This is a genomic window from Leptolyngbya sp. AS-A5, from assembly GCF_039962495.1.
GTDB lineage: Bacteria > Cyanobacteriota > Cyanobacteriia > Leptolyngbyales > Leptolyngbyaceae > Leptolyngbya.
The window spans coordinates 1-20,505 of the sequence record NZ_JAMPLL010000012.1 but is presented as its reverse complement, the minus strand read 5'-3'; the positions used below and the strand labels follow the sequence as shown (position 1 = coordinate 20,505).

The window sequence follows — 20,505 nt, the reverse complement described above, 5'->3', positions numbered from 1 at the left end:
CGACCTCACCCTTTCATCTGAAGACTCTGTTACGATTTCTTATTTTCAATAAGAACCGTCTAGGATCGTCCTATTACTCCCCGCGTGTTATCTTCACCGCAGTATAAACAAAACTTAACAGTAATGATTGAGAACTTTCCCTGGTTGACTACGATCATTTTGTTTCCGATCGTGGCTTCCCTTGCAATCCCCTTCCTGCCCGACAAAGACGGAAAAACCGTCCGCTGGTACTCCCTCGTTGTCGGTCTGATTGATTTTCTGCTAATCGTTTACACCTTCTACACCCAGTACGATTTCTCCAACCCAGAAATGCAGTTGGTGGAGCGTTATGCCTGGGTTCCTCAAATCGACCTGAATTGGTCAGTCGGAGCCGATGGTCTGTCGATGCCGTTGATTATTCTGACTGGGTTTATTACAACGCTGGCAATTCTGGCGGCTTGGCCCGTTACCTTCAAGCCTCGTCTGTTCTACTTCCTGATGCTGGTGATGTATGGCGGGCAGATCGCCGTCTTTGCCGTCCAGGATATGCTGTTATTCTTCCTATCATGGGAACTTGAACTCGTTCCAATCTACTTTCTGCTTTCGATTTGGGGCGGAAAAAAACGGCTGTATGCCGCGACGAAGTTCATTCTCTACACGGCAGGCGGTTCGCTGTTTATCTTAGTTGCTGCTTTGGCAATGGCATTCTATGGGGATAGCCCCACCTTTGATATGCAAACCTTGGCGCACAGGCAGTTCCCGCTGACGTTTCAGTTGTGGATTTATGCGGCGTTCTTGATCGCGTATGCCGTGAAGCTGCCGATTATTCCGTTACATACCTGGTTGCCCGATGCTCACGGTGAAGCAACAGCTCCGGTGCATATGTTGCTGGCTGGAATTCTCTTGAAGATGGGCGGATATGCGCTGATTCGCATGAACGCGGAAATGCTGCCTGCGGCTCATGCGATCGTTGCCCCGGCGCTGGTCATCCTCGGTGTCGTCAACATCATTTACGCAGCGTTGACCTCATTCGCTCAGCGCAACCTCAAACGCAAGATCGCTTACTCTTCGATTTCGCACATGGGCTTTGTGCTGATCGGGATCGCATCGTTTACCGATCTTGGTTTGAGTGGTGCGGTGCTGCAAATGGTGTCGCATGGTTTGATCGGAGCGAGTCTGTTCTTCTTGGTGGGTGCGACTTACGATCGGACTCACACCCTAATGCTCGATGAAATGGGCGGTGTCGGTAAGCAGATGCCGAAAATCTTCTCGATGTTTACTGCTTGCTCGTTGGCATCGTTGGCACTCCCTGGAATGAGCGGATTTGTGGCAGAACTGATGGTCTTCGTCGGATTTGCGACCAGTGACGCTTATAGCTTGCCCTTCCGGGTGATTGTGGTCGGTTTGGCAGCAATTGGTGTAATTCTGACTCCGATCTATCTGCTCTCGATGCTGCGTGAGATCTTCTACGGGCCAGAGAACAAGGAACTGACCTCGCACGAAGTTCTGATTGATGCAGAACCCCGCGAAGTCTTCATTATTGCTTCGTTGCTGGTTCCGATCATTGGCATCGGGTTCTATCCAAAGATGCTGACGCAAATCTATGACTCGAAAACGCTGCAATTGACGGCGCGTTTACGTGATGAGGTGCCGACGTTGGCAAATCGTAAGGCAGATACGATCGCGGCTCAAGCCACGACTGCTCCTGCGCTTCGATAACTCATCTTGATTCACTCAAAAATCCGACCTCTTTCAAGAAGTCGGATTTTTTGTACTCACAATTTTGGTATTCGGCGCATATCTAGGGAGATTAATCAGACTTAGGCGCGATCGTCCCTCGCAATCCCACAGATTTTCAAATCTATCTGATTCCAGTGCTTTCGATCGCCGGCGTGAGCAGCTAGACGCTTAAACCGAAGACTCAAGATGCACCTGGTTTGGGCTTCACAGTAGACGCAACGTGCAACTCTTTCAATTGTTTGTCATCAACGCTAGAAGGAGCGCTGGTGAGTAAACAGCGAGCTTGCTGCGTTTTCGGAAAGGCAATCACATCGCGAATCGACTCTTCACCGGATAACAGCATCACCCAGCGATCGATGCCATAAGCCAATCCCCCATGAGGCGGTGCGCCATATTCAAACGCTTCGAGCAAGAAGCCAAATTTATTTTGGGCTTCTTCGGCAGAAATGCCGATCGTTTCAAACACTTTCGCTTGTAGTTCAGGCTGATGAATCCGCACACTGCCGCCACCCACTTCAAACCCGTTAAAGGCTAAGTCGTATGCCTGAGCGCGAGCGTTTTTGAGGTCATCGACATCATCGGGGCGCGGTGCTGTAAACGGATGGTGCAGCGCTTCTAAGCGTTTCTCATCGGCATTCCACTCGAACATCGGGAAATCGACCACCCAAAGCAAGTTCATCTTGTCGGGATCAATCATGCCGAGTTCGTTGCCGAGATACTGACGTAAGCGATCGAGTGTTTTATTGACCGTTGCCGCATCGCCTGCTGCAAACAATAACAAATGTCCCGGTTTTGCTGCGGTGCGGGTGAGAATTTCCTGCTTCTGAGCGTCGCTGAGGTTGTCTTTGATAGCTCCGATCGTATCAATCTCGCCGTCTTCGCGAACCCGAATGTATGCAAGTCCCCGCGCTCCGGCTTCTGAGGCTTCTTTGAACACATCGCCACCGGGCTTAATTCGCACATTCGAGATTGCATCATTACCGTTGGGAATCGGTAGGATTTTCACTAATCCGCCTTTTTTCACTGCATCCGCAAAGACTTTGAAGCCGCAGTCTTGTACCACATCAGACACATTCACAAGCTCTAAACCGAATCGAGTATCCGGCTTGTCGCTACCGTAGCGATCCATTGCTTCTGCATAGGTCAAACGCGGGAATGGACGCGGGATTTCAACCCCTTTGATCGTCTTGATAATGTGACAAACGAGCCTTTCATTTAGATCCAGAATCTCATCCTGGGTCATAAAGCTCATTTCCATATCAAGTTGTGTAAATTCAGGCTGACGTTCTGCCCGCAAGTCCTCATCGCGGAAGCATCGAGCGATTTGATAATAGCGATCGAGTCCCGACACCATCAACAATTGCTTAAATAGCTGTGGCGACTGAGGCAAGGCAAACCATTCACCCGGATTTACCCGCGATGGAACCAGATAATCCCGCGCTCCTTCTGGGGTCGATCGCGTCAAAATTGGCGTTTCCACTTCGACAAAGCCTTCTGTATCTTCGAGGAATCGTCGCATCGATTTGATTAACTGATGCCGCAGTTGCAGATTGCGACTCATGCGATCGCGTCTCAAATCCAGATAGCGATATCTTAGCCGTAACTCTTCGCGCACCGATTCGCTGTCTGCAGCAGACACTTGGAAGGGTAGCTGCTTGCGAACGCTGTTGAGAATTTCAATTTCGTCAGCGTAGATTTCGATTTCGCCAGTTGGAATCTTGGGATTGAGTGATTCATCTGGACGCTTGGTGACTCGTCCGACGATTTTGATCACATATTCATTTCGCAGATCGCCTGCTGCTTTGTAAGAATTTGGAGTGCGTTCGGGATCGCTAACGATTTGCACAATGCCTTCACGATCGCGCAAATCAATAAAAATCACATACCCGTGGTCGCGTCGGCGATCAACCCATCCGAAAAGAGTGACCGTTTCACCAATGTTGCTCGCTCGAAGTTGACCACAGTACAGGGTACGCATATCGCTTGAAAAGAGGGTTAAAAATTAGAAAACCTCCTAATTATGCCGTATTCACGACACAATCGCGATCGATATTTCGAGCAATGTTTTTCGGCTCAATCATGACTTCGGCAAGGTCGGAAATTACAGAATGCAACAACCTCCCGAAATCTCTCCGATTTAGCAGTATAAAAGATAGTGCTTTTGCCCTATGTAAAAGTGGTGTTTGGTAGAAATAGAATGATTAAAACCCTGAAATATCTTCCTGTAGTTGCTTTATCGATCGTTCTAACGGGTGGCGCAACGAAGGGGCTGACTGCCCAAACTACTAGAAGTCAAGCTTTATTGATAGCTCAAAACCAGTCCCTTGATCGATCAGACATTGATCAAGTGATTGATTTTTACGAATGGGTGTTTAGAGCAAAATTTACGCCTGCACAGCGCAGTGAATTTCAATCCATTACATTAAACCGCTTTAACCAAGATCCAGCAGGAACTAAAAAAAGCATTGACGAACTCATTGCCAATTACACAGAAGTCATTGCTCAACCTGAAGCAGCACAAAGCCGAGTTCGACAGGGGTTCACGCAGGAATTTGTCGAGCAATTGCGAAAATTGCCGAACGATGCCGAAGCCAAGCTTTTGCTGTCTGTTTACGAGAGTGCAAACTCGCAAACGGCTTCAACTCAGCCAGAAGGCTCGGCGGAAGGTGTTGGCAATGTTTCGACTCTCACGGGTAAATGGGTTTGGGCACGTACCGGAAGCGGCACGTATACTCAGGGCGGTGCGTATTTGGGGGCGAACGGCTCACGATTCACCTATCAATTTCAGCCGAATGGAACCGTTGAGTTTACTGGAATTATGAATGTTATGAGCGGTGGCTGCAATCAGCAAATTTTCCAGTCTCGAAAAGGAAGAGTGCGGCTCAGTGGCAGTACATTGACGATTAATTGGTCTCCGGGAACCTTTACTCGTGACTTTTCCTGTGACAGCGCAAACAACTACACGAAAACTGTACCCGCCGAAAACGAAACTTACCAGGTAAGATTCAAAGCTGATGTAGGACAGAGACAGCTTTGCTTAACCAGGAAGGATGAAACCTGTTACAGTCCGACAAACTAGAACAGCAAATAACATTTGTGAGGGCAGAGCAGCACGATCGAGCTTTAGGTAGTAAACTCGTTCTTGCTGCTTATCGTGAATTCTTTTGTGAATTCTTTGTTGTGAATCCTATGCCGCGATTTCTTCATCTTGCCGATGTTCACTTGGGTTACGATCGCTATAACAGCAAAGAGCGCACTAAGGATTTCTTCTTAGCGTTTGAGAATGCGTTGCTGAAGTATGCGATTGAACCCCAAGTTGATTTTGTCGTCATTGCGGGTGATTTGTTTGAACATCGCACCATTCAGCCGAACATTCTCAACCAAGCAAAAGTTTGTTTACAACTGCTAAAAGAGGCACATATTCCAGTGATTGCGATCGAAGGCAATCACGATAATCGTCCGTATGGCATTTCGACCAACTGGCTGAAATATTTAGCAGATGATGAATTAGTGATTTTGCTGGAACCCGATCGGGCTGAAACCGGAGGTGTGATTTATGAGATGTGGAATGGTGAAGTGGGCGGATACATTGATCTCGATTGTGGCGTAAGAGTGTTGGGATCGCGCTGGTACGGAGCCTCTGCACCTAGAGCCGTGGAGCAATTAGCCCAAGCGATTCAACAACTTCCACCGAGTCCGGGACATACCGTAATGTTGTTTCATCAAGGGCTAGAAGGTCAGATCGCACGCTATCAGGGCGCGATGCGATACACAGACTTATTGCCGCTTAGAGAGGCAGGGGTTGATTATCTTGCGCTCGGACACATTCACAAAAGCTACGTAGAGCAAGGCTGGATTTTTAACCCTGGATCAACGGAAGCAAACAGCGTGGAAGAAGCCAACTACGATCGGGGTGTGTTTCTCGTTGAACTGAGTGATCAGGGCATTGATGCTCAGTTAAAGAAAGACTATTATCAGCGTCCGTGGGTGCGATTGAAGCTAAAAGCACGGGGACAAGAAAACACCGAAGACATTGAACAAAGCGCGATCGTCCTGGTTGAAGCCGCAATCCGGTCTAGTGAACTTCAGCCAGAGGAACAGCCAATGGTAGAACTCCGCATCGAAGGGCAAGTGGGATTCGATCGCCTAGAACTAGATACCCGCAAGCTTCAACAAGACCTACAACAGTTAAGTCAAGCCTTAGTGTTCTTGCTCAAATATGAGGCAGATTCTGTAGAGTATGCGTCTCCGTTGGCGGAAGATGCGAGTCGGACTCAAATCGAACAGGAAGTTTTTACAGATTTATTAGCCGCACACAATCACTATAAAAATCGCGCTCCAGAGTTAGCCAAAGGATTGATTGGGCTGAAAGAAATGCAGCTAGAAGAACGATCGGAAGCTGAGCTTTATGAGTTTGTCGAGGAGCTTTTAGGCGCTTAAGCGAGTTCAGATTAAAAGGCTGAGCCGCTTCCTAATACCAAGTCAATTCGTGAATGCGACAGATCCTTCGCCCCCCAAATCCCCCATTCTGGGGGACTTTGAGAACCTAATCCTTCTTTGGCTTGAAGTCCCCCACTCGTGGGGGATTTAGGGGGCTTCCAAGATCTGTAGCAATTGAAGATCAATTTGGTATGACAAAACAGAAGCGGCTCGTCGATCGTTTCCCTATCTCTTGAACTTGAGATCATCGAGCAAGGTATACACCACAGGCACGACGAACAAACTTAGTAGCGTTGAAGTAATCAGTCCGCCCGCGATCGCGACTGCCATCGGAGATCGAAGCTCTGATCCCGCACCCAAACCAATCGCGATCGGAACCATGCCCAAAATCGTTGCGGCAGTCGTCATCATAATCGGGCGCAGTCGGATTGGAGCGGCTTTGAGAATGGCAGCGTTGCGATCGAATCCTTCGCGTCTAAGTTGATTGATGTAATCGACAATCAAAATTGCGTTTTTGTTGGTTAATCCTAAAAGAAACACAAACCCGATTAGTGAAATCATGCCAAAGTCGCTTTGAGTGATCAGTAGCGCTAACATTGCACCGACCAAAGCAAGCGGTAGCGACAGAGCAACGACGAGCGGATCAATCAAGCTCTTAAACAACCAAACCAGCACAATCACAATACACAGCGCAGAGAGTCCCAGCGTTTTGCCAAAGCTGCCAAAAATCTCGCGACTACTAGCAGAATCACCCCCCAAATCGAGCGTGACACCTGCGGGAAGAACAGATTTCGATTCCGCGACTAATCGCTCCGTTGCTTCTCCCAAAGACAAGTCTTCACCCAGATTTCCGCTGACATACACCACTCGTTGTCCAGCCTGTCGATCGATCTGTTGAATCCCGTTCCGATTGCTGCTACCGCTCACAGTCACATCAACAATTCCTGAAATCGGTTGCAGACGGTTCTTCAAATCGTTTGCTGCTTTCTCCAGCGTGGCTAAATCATCGCCTTTTAGCATTGCCTGAAGCGGCTTCTGGCTACCTGCTTCGACAAAGGGAATATCTTCTACACTCGTCGAAACGCCTGAAATTTGCGGGAGGCTCGATCGCAGTTGATCTTGTAGTGCGGCAGTGGGTGTGGTGTGGTTTTCTTTGAGCTTGACATAGAGTAAACCTTTATTCGGTTCTCCTTCACGCGATCCCACAGTCGTAAACACGGTTGCGACATCAGAAGATTTTCGCACGGTATCTTCTAGCTGTTTAGCAACATTTAGCGAGTCTTGTAGCGGATTGATTTGCGGCACCTGTCCACCTGCTGCCACAAGTGCTGCAATCTGCTCCTGAGAGGGAATCTGCGGTAAAGGTGCAGTGTATCGCACATTAAATTCACCCCGATCGAGCTTCGGAATAAATCCTTGAGGAATCAACGGAATAATCGCAATCCCCGCGGCAAAACTCGCTAGCGCAATTCCAACCACGATCGCTCGATGCCGCAATGACCACTGCAACAATCGTCGATAAGCCTCATTGAAACGAACCCAAATCATGCTGGTTTGAGTGCGAGGCTGTCCCGGACGCTTCCGCAATAAATAAATCGACAATACAGGCGATAATGTCCGCGCTACCAATAGCGACATAATCATCGCAGCAGAAACCGTAATTCCAAACGGTTTGAAGAACTGCCCAATCACACCTCCCATCAGCCCGATCGGCAAAAAGACCGCAACGGCTGTAAACGTTGCCGCCGTCACCGTTAAACCAATCTCGTTAGTAGCATGAAGCGCGGCTTGTCTTGGAGTCGCTCCGTCTTCGATATGGCGGCTGATATTCTCGACATCGACGATCGCATCATCGACCACGCTTCCAATCACCAGCGCTAATGCTAACAGCGTAATCGTTTCCAGATTAAACCCGAAAAACGCCATGACAATGAACGTTCCAAGCAATGAGATCGGAATTGCTAACGCCGAGATCAACGTCGCTTTCCAACTGCGGAGAAACGGGAAAATGACGACGATCGATAACACGATCGCTTCGATCAGTGCCTCAATTGTGGAATGCGTTGCTTTCTCGATATATTCCGCTTGCGTTGCTGCAAGTGTGATCTTGACGTTTGTAAGATTGTTTCTAAGTTTTGAAATCTCTTGCTCGACTGCATCAACCACTTCAAGCGTGTTTGCATCTCCGCGTTTGATCACTTGAATCGCGATCGCATCGTTTCCATTGAATCGCGTCAGTGTTGCTCCTGCCTGAGTGCCACCGCTGCCCAACACATTCACTTTTAGAACACCCGGATTTTTTGTGAGTTGTGGAACGATTTGATCAGTCGTCAGCGTCGCTAAATCCTGGAGATTGCGCGAAGTGCTTTCAATCGCATAGCTCACAGCCGCCGATTCATTCAAATTCAGCGCTGTCACCGTGTACTTTGTATCTTTGGGCAACGCGATCGACTTCATCGCCGCTTCAACTGTTTGGCTCGATGTCTCCAGGCTCGTCCCCACGGCAAACGATAAACTCACTGCTGTTTGGTTTGGATAGGTCGAAGACCGAATCTCGGTTAAACCCTGGAGCGATCGCAGCGCTCGTTCGATCGGCTGTGTGACCTGCTTTTCTGTTTCAGTGGTCGCGCTCAGAGGCGCTTCCGCATTTACAACTACAACCGGAAAGGTGACATCCGGGAACAGTGCATACTTCAGCGAACTAAATGCAAACAGCCCAGCCACAGTGATAAATAGCCAAACGCAAATCGTCAATACAGGTTTGGCGATCGCGAGACGTGAGATATTGAAACGCTCCCGTGATTTGGGAACCGGAGTGGGCAGATCCATAAGAAGTCAAACCTGGAAAACAGTAGGTGAGGGCAAAAAAGCGTGAGATACGATCGGAAATTTGAGATGATTGAGCGTGTCTCCTTAGAGCGAGATTACTTTATAAAACTTCATTCTTTCAATGGTCTCCGTCATTCTCGTCCCTCAAGGTGCAGAATATCAAGCCGTTTATCAGGGCGTTCGGTCGAGGATAAATCCACCAGAAGTAATACCTATTTCAGCAGGTGAAGCCGCTGTGCGGCGAATTGATCGCACTTTTGATGCCGCTGAAATCCTACTGATGGGACTGTGCGGCAGTTTATCGCCTCACTTTGACGTGGGCACGATCGCGCTGTATCGCGCCTGTATTAACGATTCAGGAGAAACTAAAGAGTGCGATCGCGCTTTAACTCAACGACTTCAAGCCCAGTTTCAGATTTCCCCGGTTTTGGGATTCACCAGCGATCGCGTGATTTGTTCGGCGATCGAAAAGCGCGATTTAGGCAAAACTTATGGTGCAGAAGTCGTCGATATGGAAGGATTCCCAGTTTTGTCTCAGTGTCCGGTGGCGATGCTGCGGGTTGTGAGCGATGATCTCCGGGGAGATTTGCCGGATCTAAGCGGTGTGATTGATGCTAACGGTAAGATTCAAGCGGTTCTGATGGCGAAAGCGATGATTCGAAGACCGATCGCCGCAGGTCGGTTAATTCGAGGATCGCTGACCGGATTGCGAAAATTGCGCCAACTTGCAGCGGAGCTACCTTGTTCATGAACGCTCAACTGATATTAGTTCTCTCTAGCGGTCTCGCGTTTTACCTCGCGTGGAATTTGGGCGCGAATGATGTCGCAAATTCGATGGGAACTTCCGTCGGCTCAAAAGCGGTCACACTAAAGCAAGCCTTGATTATTGCTGGAATCTTAGAGTTTACAGGTGCGGTTTTATTTGGCAGCAATGTTTCTCAAACCCTGATTACAGGCGTTCTTGACCCTAAGCAATTTACGCCGCAGATTTTACTCATCGGCATGATTGCGGTTCTTATTGCGGCGGGAGTTTGGATGAATGTGGCGACGCTGTTTGGCTTTCCGGTGTCGTCGTCTCATGCCACCGTTGGCGCGATCGCGGGAGTGGGTTCTCTAGCATTCGGACTGGATGCCGTCAATTGGAATACGATCGGAATCATTTCAATCACCTGGATCATTACTCCGGTGGTCAGCAGTCTGATTGCAGCAGCATTCTACAGTGTCATCAAGCGGTGGATTCTCGATCAGCCGAATGCGATCGCACAATTACAAGAATGGATTCCCTGGATCAGTGCCGTATTAATTGGAGCTTTTGGTGTGATTGTGTTTCCAGTGATCGCGCAACCGATTCAAAGCCTGATTAATTTACCTATTCAAAATATTGCTTTAGTTCTAAGTGCAATCTCAATTAGCGCTTTATCGATCTCAGCATTACAAAATCTGCAAACGGTAGAATCTACGATTGGAAGATTTCAGGTTGTGAGCGCGTGTTTTGTGGCGTTTGCTCACGGCTCGAATGATGTCGGAAACGCGATCGCACCCTTTGCTGCGATCGTTTCTGTGCTGCAATCGGGCAGCGTTCCGACAGCCGACTTTCAAATTCCACTCTGGACGCTGGTTTTAGGCGGAGTAGGGATTGTGGCAGGCTTAGCGGTTTTGGGTAAGCGGGTAATTTCAACGATCGGGGAAGGCATCATTTCACTCCAGCCTAGCGGCGGACTCTGTGCCGAACTCGCGACCGCAACCACAATTTTGGTTGCGTCTCGGTTTGGTTTACCTGTTTCGACTTCTCATGCGCTGGTTGGCGGTGTAGTCGGCGTGGGACTGGTGCAAGGCTTGAAATCAATTCAATTCCAGACGATTCGGTCGATCGTTCTCACCTGGCTGATCACAATTCCAGTTTCGGCAATCTTGAGCGGGATTCTGTTTTTGATTTTGCGATCGATCTTTGTGGCTTGAATACATCCGTGATCGTAGCAACGCGATGAATCGCGTTGCTACCAAATCCTTAAAACGATCGTTTCTGCAACACCCCCGATCGTCTCAATTCCTTGAGATCTTTCGTGCCTGTACAAAACAATACGGTCGTAATCTCCGCTTTCAAAATATCCACCAATAAATGCAATGCTTCTTCCGACTCGTTCGCCGCCTGCAAAAACGGCAACGCTAAACCCGCCAGATCTGCGCCAAGCGCGATCGTTTTGGCGATATCCAATCCGTTTCGCAATCCACCAGAAGCAATCAACGGAATCGTCGGAGAAACCTGTCGAACCTGCGTAATACAATCAGCAGTTGGAATTCCCCAATCTGCAAACGTCATTCCCAATCGACGCTGCTTCGGATCTTGAGCGCGTCCACTTTCGACCTTTGCCCAAGAAGTCCCACCCGCACCCGCAACATCGATCGCAGCCACACCCGCTGCAATCAGTTTCTCTGCCATCGATTTCGAGATCCCATTGCCCACTTCTTTCGCAATCACCGGAACGTGAAGTCGATCGCACAACTGAGCAATCTGATCGAGCAGACCCCGAAAATTCGTATCGCCCCGCGTTTGTACTGCCTCTTGCAGTGGATTGAGGTGCAAAATCAGCGCATCGGCTTCGAGTAGCTCAACCGCCCGTAAACATTGCTCAATGCCATAGGTGTAGTTGAGCTGAACCGCACCTAAATTCGCAAACAGCAACGCATCTGGCGCGATCGCTCTCAATGCAAACGAATCAGAAACACTAGGATCTTCGATCGCCACCCGTTGCGATCCGACTCCCATTGCAAAGCGATACTCTTGAGCGATCGCGGCTAAACGATGATTAATCGTTTTCGCCAAGTCAGTTCCGCCTGTCATCGAAGAGATGAGAATCGGAGCGCTGAGCGATTTTCCTAAAAAAGTTGTAGCAATCTCAATCTCTGCGCGATCGAGTTCCGGTAAACAACAGTGTTCAAAATGATAGTTCTCAAGTCCCGTCGTCGTTTGTTGAAATTGCACATCATCTTCTAGACACACTCTCAGATGATCCGCTTTGCGATTCTGAGTTTCCATCGCTCCATTCATAAAATTATTCAGCCCAGTATTTTCCTACCCTTTCACAAGCTCGACTCCATCCCGCCCGTCGATATCTTGCAGATACACCTTAATCATCTCCTCTTTTGCGGTTGGGAGCTGTTTACCAATGTAGTCTGGATGAATCGGCACTTCTCGATGTCCGCGATCGATTAACACTGCCAACCGAATCACTTCCGGTCGCCCATAATCATTCACTGCATCCAAAGCCGCCCGAATCGTTCGCCCCTTATAAATGACATCATCGATCAGCACCACTGTTTTCCCGGTTAAATCAAACGAAATCTCAGTTTTAGCAGGGGTGCGGACTCCGATCGTATCAAGATCGTCGCGGTAAAACGTAATATCGATCGCGCCCAATAAAACCTCAATGTTTTCTAGCGCATTGATTTGATCCGCGATTGTTTTTGCCAGGGGAACTCCCCGCGTATAGATTCCAAGCAAAACCAACTTTGATAAATCACCCGAGCGTTCAACAATTTGCGATGCAAGGCGATTTACCGTTCGGCGTAACTCTTCAGCAGACAAAATTTCAATTCGTTCCAGCGGCATGGCGCGATCGTTTCTACAGGGCATAGCGTTAGCGTACAAGGAATTTGATCCACCCTGCGCCAATTTTGTATTTGATCCAGCTTGCTCAGGGAGTTGATCATACCTCTACCTACCGAGTGACGATATTTATCAGTCCTGCACAGTTTTTCTTTGACAGGATTGAACGACTGTAAAAGTAAATTAAAAAAGGTTGCGAAAACCGGAAGAATCCAACGCGATCCCTGTGTTGGCGCTACGTTTAGAGAATCGCTCTAATCGCTTTGTATCGAAAACTATGAATAATATGCAACGGTATCGCTTAAGTTGTACGCTTTCATTCGGCGATATTTACGGTCAGATTATTGTCTGGCTGATTGTGATTTTCATCTCTCTTGCCACAGCAATGGCAATGATGGGTGCAAGTCGTCCAGTTTATGCGCTTGCCACCGTCGGACTCATTCTTGTTTTATCACTGCCTTTTTTACTTTTCGCCTTTGTCACCACCCTGTTAAATCACATCGAAATTACAGAAATCGATTCTGTCAAAGAAGCCCGATCGATGCCCAGCAATTCACCAACCGCTCCACCCCGAACTGCTCAAGCCTGATTCACAAAGCGGGGAGCCAGGGGAAAATAGCGCAGCCCTGCTGATTTCATCCCCACTCCCTACTCTCTACTTCTTTCCGCTCCCTTTTCACAACTTTGCGCTATCGTTGAATCTGCTAACTTCTGTCTTAGCCATTCAACGTTGCGAAAAATTGTGAGGTAATCTTGTGACCGAACTACGGAAAAATCGTTGGCTGCTGAATCTCGTTCTAATTGTGGCAACCGTCGGCTTATTGGGTGTCACAATGTTGCCTTTGATTACCTCTGCATTCAGCAACAATCCCCAAGCCAATAAACCGAGTCCAAATCCTTCTCAAACGGCGACTCCCCAGAAAGCGGATATCGAAGCACAAGCTAGAGGCTATGAAGAAGTTCTCAAGCGCGAACCCGATAATGCAACAGCTCTGCGCGGACTGGTCGAAGCTCGATTACAGCTAAACGATATTAAAGGAGTTGTTTCTCCACTGGAGAAACTCGCAAAGCTTAATCCAAATATGACTGAATATTCCGTTCTACTAGCTCAGGCAAAACAGCAGTTGAACGACCCAGAAGGAGCAGCCCAGGCTTATCGATCGATTCTTCAATCTAAACCTGGCGATCTCAACGCCCTCGCAGGTCTCTCTGATCTCTTAATCAAGCAGCAGCGCCCTGAAGCTGCGATCGGACTCCTACAAGACACCATTAAGCAAGCACCGACCGCAAATAAAACTCAGGCAAACAGCGTCGATAGTACAGCCGTACAGGTTCTGTTAGGAAAAGTATTCGCTTCTCAGAAACGATATGACGATGCTCTTGCTACCTTTGACGAAGCTGCCAAAACGAACGCCAATGATTTTCAGCCTGTTCTTTATAAAGCGCTAGTTCTGAAAGAGCAAGGCAAGAACGACGAAGCAAAACCTCTATTCGATAAAGCTGCTTCCCTTGCACCTGCTCAGTTTAAAGATCAGATTACCCGTCTAAGTACAACTCAACCTGCCCCGCCCAATGCCGTGAGTCCAACTACTCCTCCAACCGGAGTGACCCCAGCAAGCCCTGCTCCTAAAAATTAGTTTCATCACATCCCGCGAAAAAGCCAGGATTTCTCTAAATCCTGGCTTTTTCGTATTTTTGAATAAATAAGCGCAACAACATTAAAGATCCTCATCCCCTAACCTCTTTTCTTCCCAATGAACAAGCGAAAACGGATTTTAGCCTCCCTTTCCACAGCAGAAAGTTGAGGTGAGGTTAGAGCAGCAGTCTTAAATTTAATTAGGCTGCTCGGCTTATTAAAAATCCTGAACGCTAGAAATTCCGCACTGTCCTGATTGGTGCTCCAAGCGGCTCGTTTATGACCATAAATGAGCCAGATTCTTGCTGGGCATATGAGAATTAAGCAATAGTTTCTATCAACTTTGCTGTAGAAGCATCAAACTTCATTGACGAAATAAGCCACTTCATCTGACTTTAGATAGATACTTGGTTTTAATTAAAATATTTAATACTTTCGCTTGCTTCACGGTGCATTAAAAAATTGTATAGAACGGAGATGCTCGAACTTTCCTTCAAAGTTATATTGCCGCCACAACTTACTTTCTACTGCCTGATCCATGCCAAAAGTTGTTCTCGTTCATCCTCAAATTCCTCCAAACACAGGGAATATCGCTCGCACTTGTGCTGCAACTCAAACCGATCTGCATCTTGTAGCACCCCTTGGCTTTGAAATCAGCGATCGCTATCTCAAACGCGCTGGCCTCGACTACTGGAAATATGTCTCGTTGACTGTTCACACCTCGATCGCAGACTTCCAAGCCTGCTCGCAGAGTCAGGGTGGGCGCTGGATTGGCTTTAGCGCCAAAGCAACTCAGAACTACACTCAAATCGAGTACCGCGATGATGACTGGCTACTGTTCGGCAGCGAAACCAATGGACTTCCTGACGAAGTGATGCAAGCTTGCCCGATATTGGCTTATATTCCCATCAGCCAACCTGGTGTTCGTGGCTTCAACCTCTCCGTCAGCGCCGCAATTGGGCTATTTGAAGCTCGCCGCCAACTTGGATATCTAACCTAAATATCTATATATTGATGTGTCGAAAAAAGCCGCGATCGCGGCTTTTTTTACGATCATTTATCGATTACCTAATGACTTCAAACTAAGTGCAATACAAATTTATGCGGATAAATTAGTTATCTTGATCACCAAATACCCATTTTTAGATAAGAAATTTATATGATAAAACCTATATTTTGCCCACGTAATTTTGCCATTTTCCTATCACCTAGATTTAACAATCACAAGGCCACAAGTTGCTCAGAGACAGCAATAGCGCGGAATTTTAACGATTCTAATCATCAAGCTAAAAAAATCAAATCTAGGACATTTACATGAAATTACGGTTGAGCAATGGTATGGTTTACATTAATTTCTTGTCATCAGATATGAACAAGAGATACCTTGACTAAAATCTTGAATTTGTTCTAAAAGATTTCAGTCAGATCATTCCGCTCAAGATTACCCAGACAACTTCGTTAAGATGCTGATCAATCGACTAAGCTTCACTCCAAATCCCCTGATATTTCGGATTTCTCAAAATCCGCTTCAGGCCTATGGAGACTGGAATTTAGCCCAACAGTCCGACCGTGACGAGTTGACAGTTGCTCAAACAATCTGCTATCGATTTTTCTCGGATAGACAAACAATCGCTGAGCAAAACAGATTTTCCAAAAATCGTGAATTAGGGTACTCTTGCTTGGGGATCATCAGTGAACGTTTGTTAAATTGTCCGAACATAACTCAATCGAGTAACTGGCAACAAGTTTCGGACTCGATGACAGTTAAATGCTGCACACTTTAGGAGGTCGTTTTTTTGAAACGAGCAGTTCCGCAAGACTTAAACTCGGTTCCTTTCAGCGTACTCGGCTCCGAGACGACTGAAGGACACCCCCGGCAGACCCCAGAGGTCAATCGAACCGTTCGTACCTCTGCTGCCATGCTTGGTCTCGCTTTCTCAGTCGGCGCTTATGGTTTAGCCGCTCCGCGTCAAGCAGAAGCTGCAACCCCCACTGAACCTGCGACATCCGACTTGACTCCCAGCACTGCTACCTCGGCGGATGCACCCAGGGTGTCTGAACCTGCTGGTGCTGCCACAGTGACTCATACCGTTCAAGAGGGACAAACGCTGTGGAAAATTGCAGAGCTTTATGGCATTGAAGTCGCGAAGCTGGCAAACCTGAATGGGCTGCAAACCACTGCCGTTCTGTCGGTCGGTCAAACTTTGCAGGTTCCTGCTGCAAATCAAACAGCGCTCCGGGCAACGCCAATTCAGTCCATGCCCGACCTTAAGGCTGTTCCAGTCATTCCACCGCAAGCAAACGCTTCTCAAGGCGTTTCCTCAACGGTTGTTAAGCGCAAGCAAACTGCACTTGCAGAATTGAAGCAGAACCGCGATCGATTGAAGCAGAGTCTGGCGGAGTTAAAGTCTGAGGAGCCTTCTAAGTCTGAATCTAGCTCGAAAGTCGTAGCGACCCTACCGCAATCGGCGAATCCTAGTGTGGTCACGTACCGAGTGAATCCGGGTGAAACCCTTTCTTCGATCGCACAAGCACACGGCATTTCGGCTCGTGATCTGGCTAATCTGAACCAACTCACCAATCCCAATTTTGTCCAGGCAAACCAATTTATTAAAGTGCCTCAGAAAATGGCACAGGCACAGCCTGCTACTGTAGCTGAATCCCAAGCTCCCAGCGTGTCGCAGGTTCAAGTGCCGACAGTTCCGAGTCTTGCCTCGGCTCAAAATCCGATCAATCCCAGCGTTCCGTTGGCAGTGGGTGGTGCTGCTCGTCAAGTTGCCCTGACTCCATCGCGGAGCCGCTCCCCAGAAGTGCAAGCCGTTGATGTTCGGCGAGATGATGACCAGTATGTCAATACTCTGATGTCTGAAATTTCGCGACTGCGGGAACGTTATCAATCTCGGGAAGCCAAACGTGAGGCTCCTAAAGCTTCTAATGCTGGTGCTTCGTCTCGTCGAGTCAATCCGCAATTCAAATCGGCTAGCCAGGGTGGCGCAGCGTCTTTGGGTCAGACTCGGCTGGAGCGCATGTTAGCAGATGCACCCAAGCCAAAGTCTCAAGTTGTGGCAACTGCACCGCTGGGATCAGAATCCTACACCCCTATTCTGCGCTCTCCTGTCGGAAAGACGGTTTCACCCAATCTTCCCCCATTAGGTCGATCGGATGCGTATATGCCGGGTGATCGCTTTAAGGGCTATATGTGGCCCGCTAAAGGTGTGCTGAGTTCTCCCTACGGTTGGCGTTGGGGACGGATGCACAAGGGAATTGATATTGCGGCTCCGGTTGGTACTCCGATCGTCGCAGCAGCCTCCGGTAAAGTGATTACTGCCGGTTGGAATGATGGCGGCTATGGCAACCTGGTTGAAGTCGAACATGCAGATGGTAGCGTTACGCTCTACGCTCATAACAACCGGATTCTTGTCCGCGTTGGTCAGCAAGTTCGCCAGGGTCAGCAAATTGCTGAGATGGGCAGTACAGGCTTTAGCACAGGCCCACACTCACATTTTGAAGTGCATTTACCGGGTCGAGGAGCCGTAAATCCGGTTGCATTACTGCCCCAGTCTCGCAGCTAAGACGCAGCCGTGACAGTTGTGGATAGGGAAGGTAATTAGCCTTCCCTATTTTATTTTCTGGTGCGATCGCTTTATTCACGTTTCTAGTTGTGGTAATATAACTTTGTAAGGCTCAGTAGCTCAGTGGTTAGAGCAGGGGACTCATAAGCCCAAGGTCGCAAGTTCAAATCTCGCCTGAGCCATAGATTTTGGAGGCTGGGGAAAATCAAAGCCCCAGATTACCCCTAAATCCGCATACAGCTGAATAGCGTGGACGCGATATCTAGAGCGTATTCACAACTTTTAACGGGGGTAAATACCCAAGAGATGTCGTGAATATCGAGGCTGACACCGCCTTTTTTGCTGTGCGTGAGAAGCTGATTTATTAACTAGAACGCTTATACTCCGGTTCTCACACACACTAGAGTCGAAGCCCAAATTGGAGGTAGCTTGGCATGGGAATGTTCGATCTCATTAGTCGAATTGCGCGAGCTGAGGTGAATAGCCGTCGGTCTCAGCCGAGTCATAATGTGAACTCGCAGGCTAGAATTAGAACAGCAGGCGGATTCGCTTCGTCGTCAAATAGTGGATTTAGAGCCTACGGCACAATTGCTGTCTGAATTTGACCGGACTATTGTTAATGCAATAATTCGTTCAAAACCTACGGCATGCTAAGGGTAATACCTACTGGCTCCCAACCGCCAGCATTCGGCGTAGCGCTGGAAGCCTTTTCAGTGCCCGGAATAAACAAAAGACTCGCTTCACCGATCGCCTCTCCCGGCATCAGCCCAAAAAGCGGGTTAAACTTACGGTCTTCTTTCATCTTGAGCGCTTTGTCGCCCGTTGTAGCAGTGATTCGGTAGCGTCCAAGCGGAATATTGTGAATACTGAAATTACCCTTAAACCCGATCGGCTGGCGAATGACGAAAGTTCTTCCCGCTGTACCGTCAAGCATGTTGCCTTCGGGCGTTAAGGTGATTTCGATAATCGAATCTTCGACAATGCTGCCCGCAGCTATATTGGGGTCGGTCTTTTCGCGTGTGTAATAAGAGACGCGAATCGAACCCCCGTAATAACTTGATGAGACATACGGATTTTGGCTGACATTTTCAGGGCTGGTAATGCCATAAGGCAGCAGCACAAAGTTTTCCACCGCACCATCAACGGTCGTAAAACTTTCCAATTTTCCGTCCGTCGGATGCAGACCCATTGCTGCTATGCCGTCGCCCCATTTGAGCTGATAACCCGCATTGTAGTAATGCGCCGAACCTTTCGGAACGGCAAACTCATAATACCCGTTCGCGTCGGTTTGGCCCTGCGCACCTGAATAATGACCGGCAAAATACGAAGCACGAATCCCGATGGTCGCGCCCTTCAGAGGATTTCCCGACAAATCTTTCACATAACCGCGCACTTTTCCAGCCTTTGGCGCAAGCTGAGGAAAATTCGGCGTCGCTGGTGTTTTGTCGCCCATCACGTTGACGAAATGCGCATCACGCTCAACGTTCAAAACCGTCGGTGTGCCACCCGATGACGTCGAAGCGGTTTGGTTGTTCATCCGATTTGTCAAAGTTAAGTCTAGACTAGAAGGATCGTCAAACTGGGTATGGTCGACAGTGGAACCATCGACTGATGCGCCGTTTAAGACGACTCCAGCTTTCGGAAGCGATGCAAAAGAAAAAACACCTAGGGTAGTCAGGAGAGCGATCATGCAGAATTGACGGTTCATGGTTGACCTCTTGTTGTGTTCGTAAAGTTGAGATGCAGCGAAGTCCTGAATGTCAGCGGTTTGCCTGATATCGCTCAAGATAGAGAATAAATGGGGAGAACTAGAGAAGAAGCATGACAGCTGGTTTCAGAATAAACGGGGAGAACTAGAGGAGAAGCATGACAGCTGGTTTCAGACGAATGGTCGGACAACCACTCCTTACTCCGATGAAATAGACTTACACCGCTTCATTCGTCTATTTCACGGCTGAGAAATGGAAGCTATGCAACGGAGAGACTTGAGATACTAGATAACCATAAGCAGCCATAGCCTCTCATCATCCGCTTCGCTGCGTCAGGGAGGTGTGCTGTGATTCTGTCAACGGATTATTTGTCGCTGTGCCTTTAATCTCTAATGGTCAAGCCGCTTCGTCACTAGAGCATTCAACCACGGAGCCTGGCTCCGATGTCTGAGATCGTCAGTCTGTCACACGCTGACAATGTTCAACTGAGGATGAGCGCTCATCGCGTCACTAATCCGGGTTGTGTCTCATCTTTTAATCCTGAAACAGTGTCTTTGTGCTTCTCGATCGCTCTTGCGTATTCACTCAACCCGCCACAATCAAAAAGCCCTGACCTTTAGGATTGCCTTTATTTTTACGGCTCACCGTAAAAAGCCTGAGACTCATACGAGATTCAAGATAAGACCATTAATAAGCCTGGTTAATGGGTACATCTGCTCTGTCCCGGTGCGATGCGTTGATCGAATTTGGGAGAACGCAATCGCAACTTAGTCCAAAAGATCGATTTATACGCCATTTTTAGTCCAGACCTTAAGACGACGAATTAAAAAAGCGTATGACCCTTATTTTGCAAGCGGTCTTGATTTAGAGATATTGTTGAACTTCTGCATTCTACAGACTGTGTGAAAACTCAAGAGAAAGTACAGATGAGCTACCCTGAGAAAGTGTTTCTAATCAACAAATGAGATGCCCCACATCCAAGGGCGAGATCGG

The 20,505-nt window shown here is 48.2% G+C and carries 14 protein-coding genes and 1 tRNA gene; 10 read left to right on the top strand and 5 right to left on the bottom strand.

Features of this window, described 5'->3' with window-relative positions; all coding sequences use genetic code 11:
* The first annotated feature begins 126 nt into the window (after positions 1–126).
* Entirely contained in the window at positions 127–1,698 is a 1,572-nt protein-coding gene (gene ndhD1, locus NC980_RS14915) for a photosynthetic/respiratory NAD(P)H-quinone oxidoreductase subunit D1 (protein WP_190379510.1), read from the top strand.
* A gap of 202 nt (positions 1,699–1,900) precedes the next feature.
* Here ndhD1 and aspS read toward each other — a convergent pair whose 3' ends face one another.
* Entirely contained in the window at positions 1,901–3,697 is a 1,797-nt protein-coding gene (gene aspS / locus NC980_RS14910; RefSeq protein ID WP_190379403.1) for an aspartate--tRNA ligase, read from the bottom strand.
* Between the two features lie 219 nt (positions 3,698–3,916).
* Between aspS and NC980_RS14905 the strand changes: the two genes are divergently transcribed.
* A complete protein-coding gene (locus NC980_RS14905) occupies positions 3,917–4,798 on the top strand; it encodes a hypothetical protein (RefSeq protein WP_190379402.1) in 882 nt (293 codons plus the stop codon).
* A gap of 110 nt (positions 4,799–4,908) precedes the next feature.
* Positions 4,909–6,159: a DNA repair exonuclease gene (locus NC980_RS14900; RefSeq protein WP_190379401.1), complete on the top strand. Its 1,251-nt coding sequence runs from the start codon at positions 4,909–4,911 to the stop codon at positions 6,157–6,159.
* A 225-nt stretch (positions 6,160–6,384) separates the two neighbouring features.
* Here the strand turns inward: NC980_RS14900 and NC980_RS14895 are convergent, their stop codons facing one another.
* Entirely contained in the window at positions 6,385–8,988 is a 2,604-nt protein-coding gene (locus tag NC980_RS14895; RefSeq protein ID WP_190379400.1) for an efflux RND transporter permease subunit, read from the bottom strand.
* Positions 8,989–9,109: 121 nt separating this feature from the next.
* On the opposite strand from NC980_RS14895, the gene NC980_RS14890 reads away from it, so the two are divergent.
* Both NC980_RS14890 and NC980_RS14885 read left to right on the top strand, forming a co-directional pair.
* Positions 9,110–9,739 (top strand): phosphorylase, encoded by a 630-nt coding sequence (locus tag NC980_RS14890; RefSeq protein ID WP_190379399.1) that lies wholly within the window; start codon positions 9,110–9,112, stop codon positions 9,737–9,739.
* Positions 9,736–10,947 carry an inorganic phosphate transporter gene (locus tag NC980_RS14885; RefSeq protein WP_190379398.1) on the top strand — a complete coding sequence of 404 codons (1,212 nt, stop codon included), beginning with the start codon at positions 9,736–9,738 and terminating at the stop codon, positions 10,945–10,947. Before NC980_RS14890 ends, NC980_RS14885 begins: the two co-directional genes overlap by 4 nt.
* Before the next feature lie 49 nt (positions 10,948–10,996).
* On the opposite strand, the gene fni is transcribed toward NC980_RS14885, so the two are convergent.
* Both fni and pyrR read right to left on the bottom strand, forming a co-directional pair.
* Positions 10,997–12,025, bottom strand: a complete 1,029-nt coding sequence (gene fni / locus NC980_RS14880) for a type 2 isopentenyl-diphosphate Delta-isomerase (protein WP_242027202.1) — start codon at positions 12,023–12,025, stop codon at positions 10,997–10,999.
* Between the two features lie 36 nt (positions 12,026–12,061).
* Positions 12,062–12,598 (bottom strand): bifunctional pyr operon transcriptional regulator/uracil phosphoribosyltransferase PyrR, encoded by a 537-nt coding sequence (gene pyrR, locus NC980_RS14875; RefSeq protein WP_190379509.1) that lies wholly within the window; start codon positions 12,596–12,598, stop codon positions 12,062–12,064.
* A 274-nt stretch (positions 12,599–12,872) separates the two neighbouring features.
* Between pyrR and NC980_RS14870 the strand changes: the two genes are divergently transcribed.
* From NC980_RS14870 to NC980_RS14850, 5 genes are all read left to right on the top strand, one after another.
* Positions 12,873–13,184 carry a hypothetical protein gene (locus NC980_RS14870; protein ID WP_190379396.1) on the top strand — a complete coding sequence of 104 codons (312 nt, stop codon included), beginning with the start codon at positions 12,873–12,875 and terminating at the stop codon, positions 13,182–13,184.
* Between the two features lie 166 nt (positions 13,185–13,350).
* Positions 13,351–14,232, top strand: coding sequence for a tetratricopeptide repeat protein (locus NC980_RS14865; RefSeq protein WP_190379395.1), 882 nt, complete (start codon positions 13,351–13,353; stop codon positions 14,230–14,232).
* A gap of 537 nt (positions 14,233–14,769) precedes the next feature.
* Positions 14,770–15,231 (top strand): tRNA (cytidine(34)-2'-O)-methyltransferase, encoded by a 462-nt coding sequence (locus NC980_RS14860; RefSeq protein ID WP_190379394.1) that lies wholly within the window; start codon positions 14,770–14,772, stop codon positions 15,229–15,231.
* A 796-nt stretch (positions 15,232–16,027) separates the two neighbouring features.
* Positions 16,028–17,803 (top strand): peptidoglycan DD-metalloendopeptidase family protein, encoded by a 1,776-nt coding sequence (locus tag NC980_RS14855; RefSeq protein ID WP_190379393.1) that lies wholly within the window; start codon positions 16,028–16,030, stop codon positions 17,801–17,803.
* A 109-nt stretch (positions 17,804–17,912) separates the two neighbouring features.
* Positions 17,913–17,985: transfer RNA gene (locus NC980_RS14850), tRNA-Met, on the top strand.
* 458 nt (positions 17,986–18,443) lie between these two features.
* Here NC980_RS14850 and NC980_RS14845 read toward each other — a convergent pair.
* Entirely contained in the window at positions 18,444–19,511 is a 1,068-nt protein-coding gene (locus NC980_RS14845) for a hypothetical protein (RefSeq protein WP_190379392.1), read from the bottom strand.
* Positions 19,512–20,505 lie beyond the last annotated feature (994 nt).

Excerpts from the sequence above, each read along its gene's own strand:
- NC980_RS14860 (WP_190379394.1), top strand. The coding sequence starts at position 14,770 with ATGCCAAAAGTTGTTCTCGTTCATCCTCAAATTCCTCCAAACACAGGG.
- aspS (WP_190379403.1), bottom strand. The coding sequence starts at position 3,697 with ATGCGTACCCTGTACTGTGGTCAACTTCGAGCGAGCAACATTGGTGAA.
- NC980_RS14900 (WP_190379401.1), top strand. The coding sequence starts at position 4,909 with ATGCCGCGATTTCTTCATCTTGCCGATGTTCACTTGGGTTACGATCGC.
- NC980_RS14870 (WP_190379396.1), top strand. The coding sequence starts at position 12,873 with ATGAATAATATGCAACGGTATCGCTTAAGTTGTACGCTTTCATTCGGC.
- NC980_RS14845 (WP_190379392.1), bottom strand. The coding sequence starts at position 19,511 with ATGAACCGTCAATTCTGCATGATCGCTCTCCTGACTACCCTAGGTGTT.
- NC980_RS14895 (WP_190379400.1), bottom strand. The coding sequence starts at position 8,988 with ATGGATCTGCCCACTCCGGTTCCCAAATCACGGGAGCGTTTCAATATC.
- NC980_RS14905 (WP_190379402.1), top strand. The coding sequence starts at position 3,917 with ATGATTAAAACCCTGAAATATCTTCCTGTAGTTGCTTTATCGATCGTT.
- fni (WP_242027202.1), bottom strand. The coding sequence starts at position 12,025 with ATGGAAACTCAGAATCGCAAAGCGGATCATCTGAGAGTGTGTCTAGAA.
- NC980_RS14885 (WP_190379398.1), top strand. The coding sequence starts at position 9,736 with ATGAACGCTCAACTGATATTAGTTCTCTCTAGCGGTCTCGCGTTTTAC.
- pyrR (WP_190379509.1), bottom strand. The coding sequence starts at position 12,598 with ATGCCGCTGGAACGAATTGAAATTTTGTCTGCTGAAGAGTTACGCCGA.
- NC980_RS14890 (WP_190379399.1), top strand. The coding sequence starts at position 9,110 with ATGGTCTCCGTCATTCTCGTCCCTCAAGGTGCAGAATATCAAGCCGTT.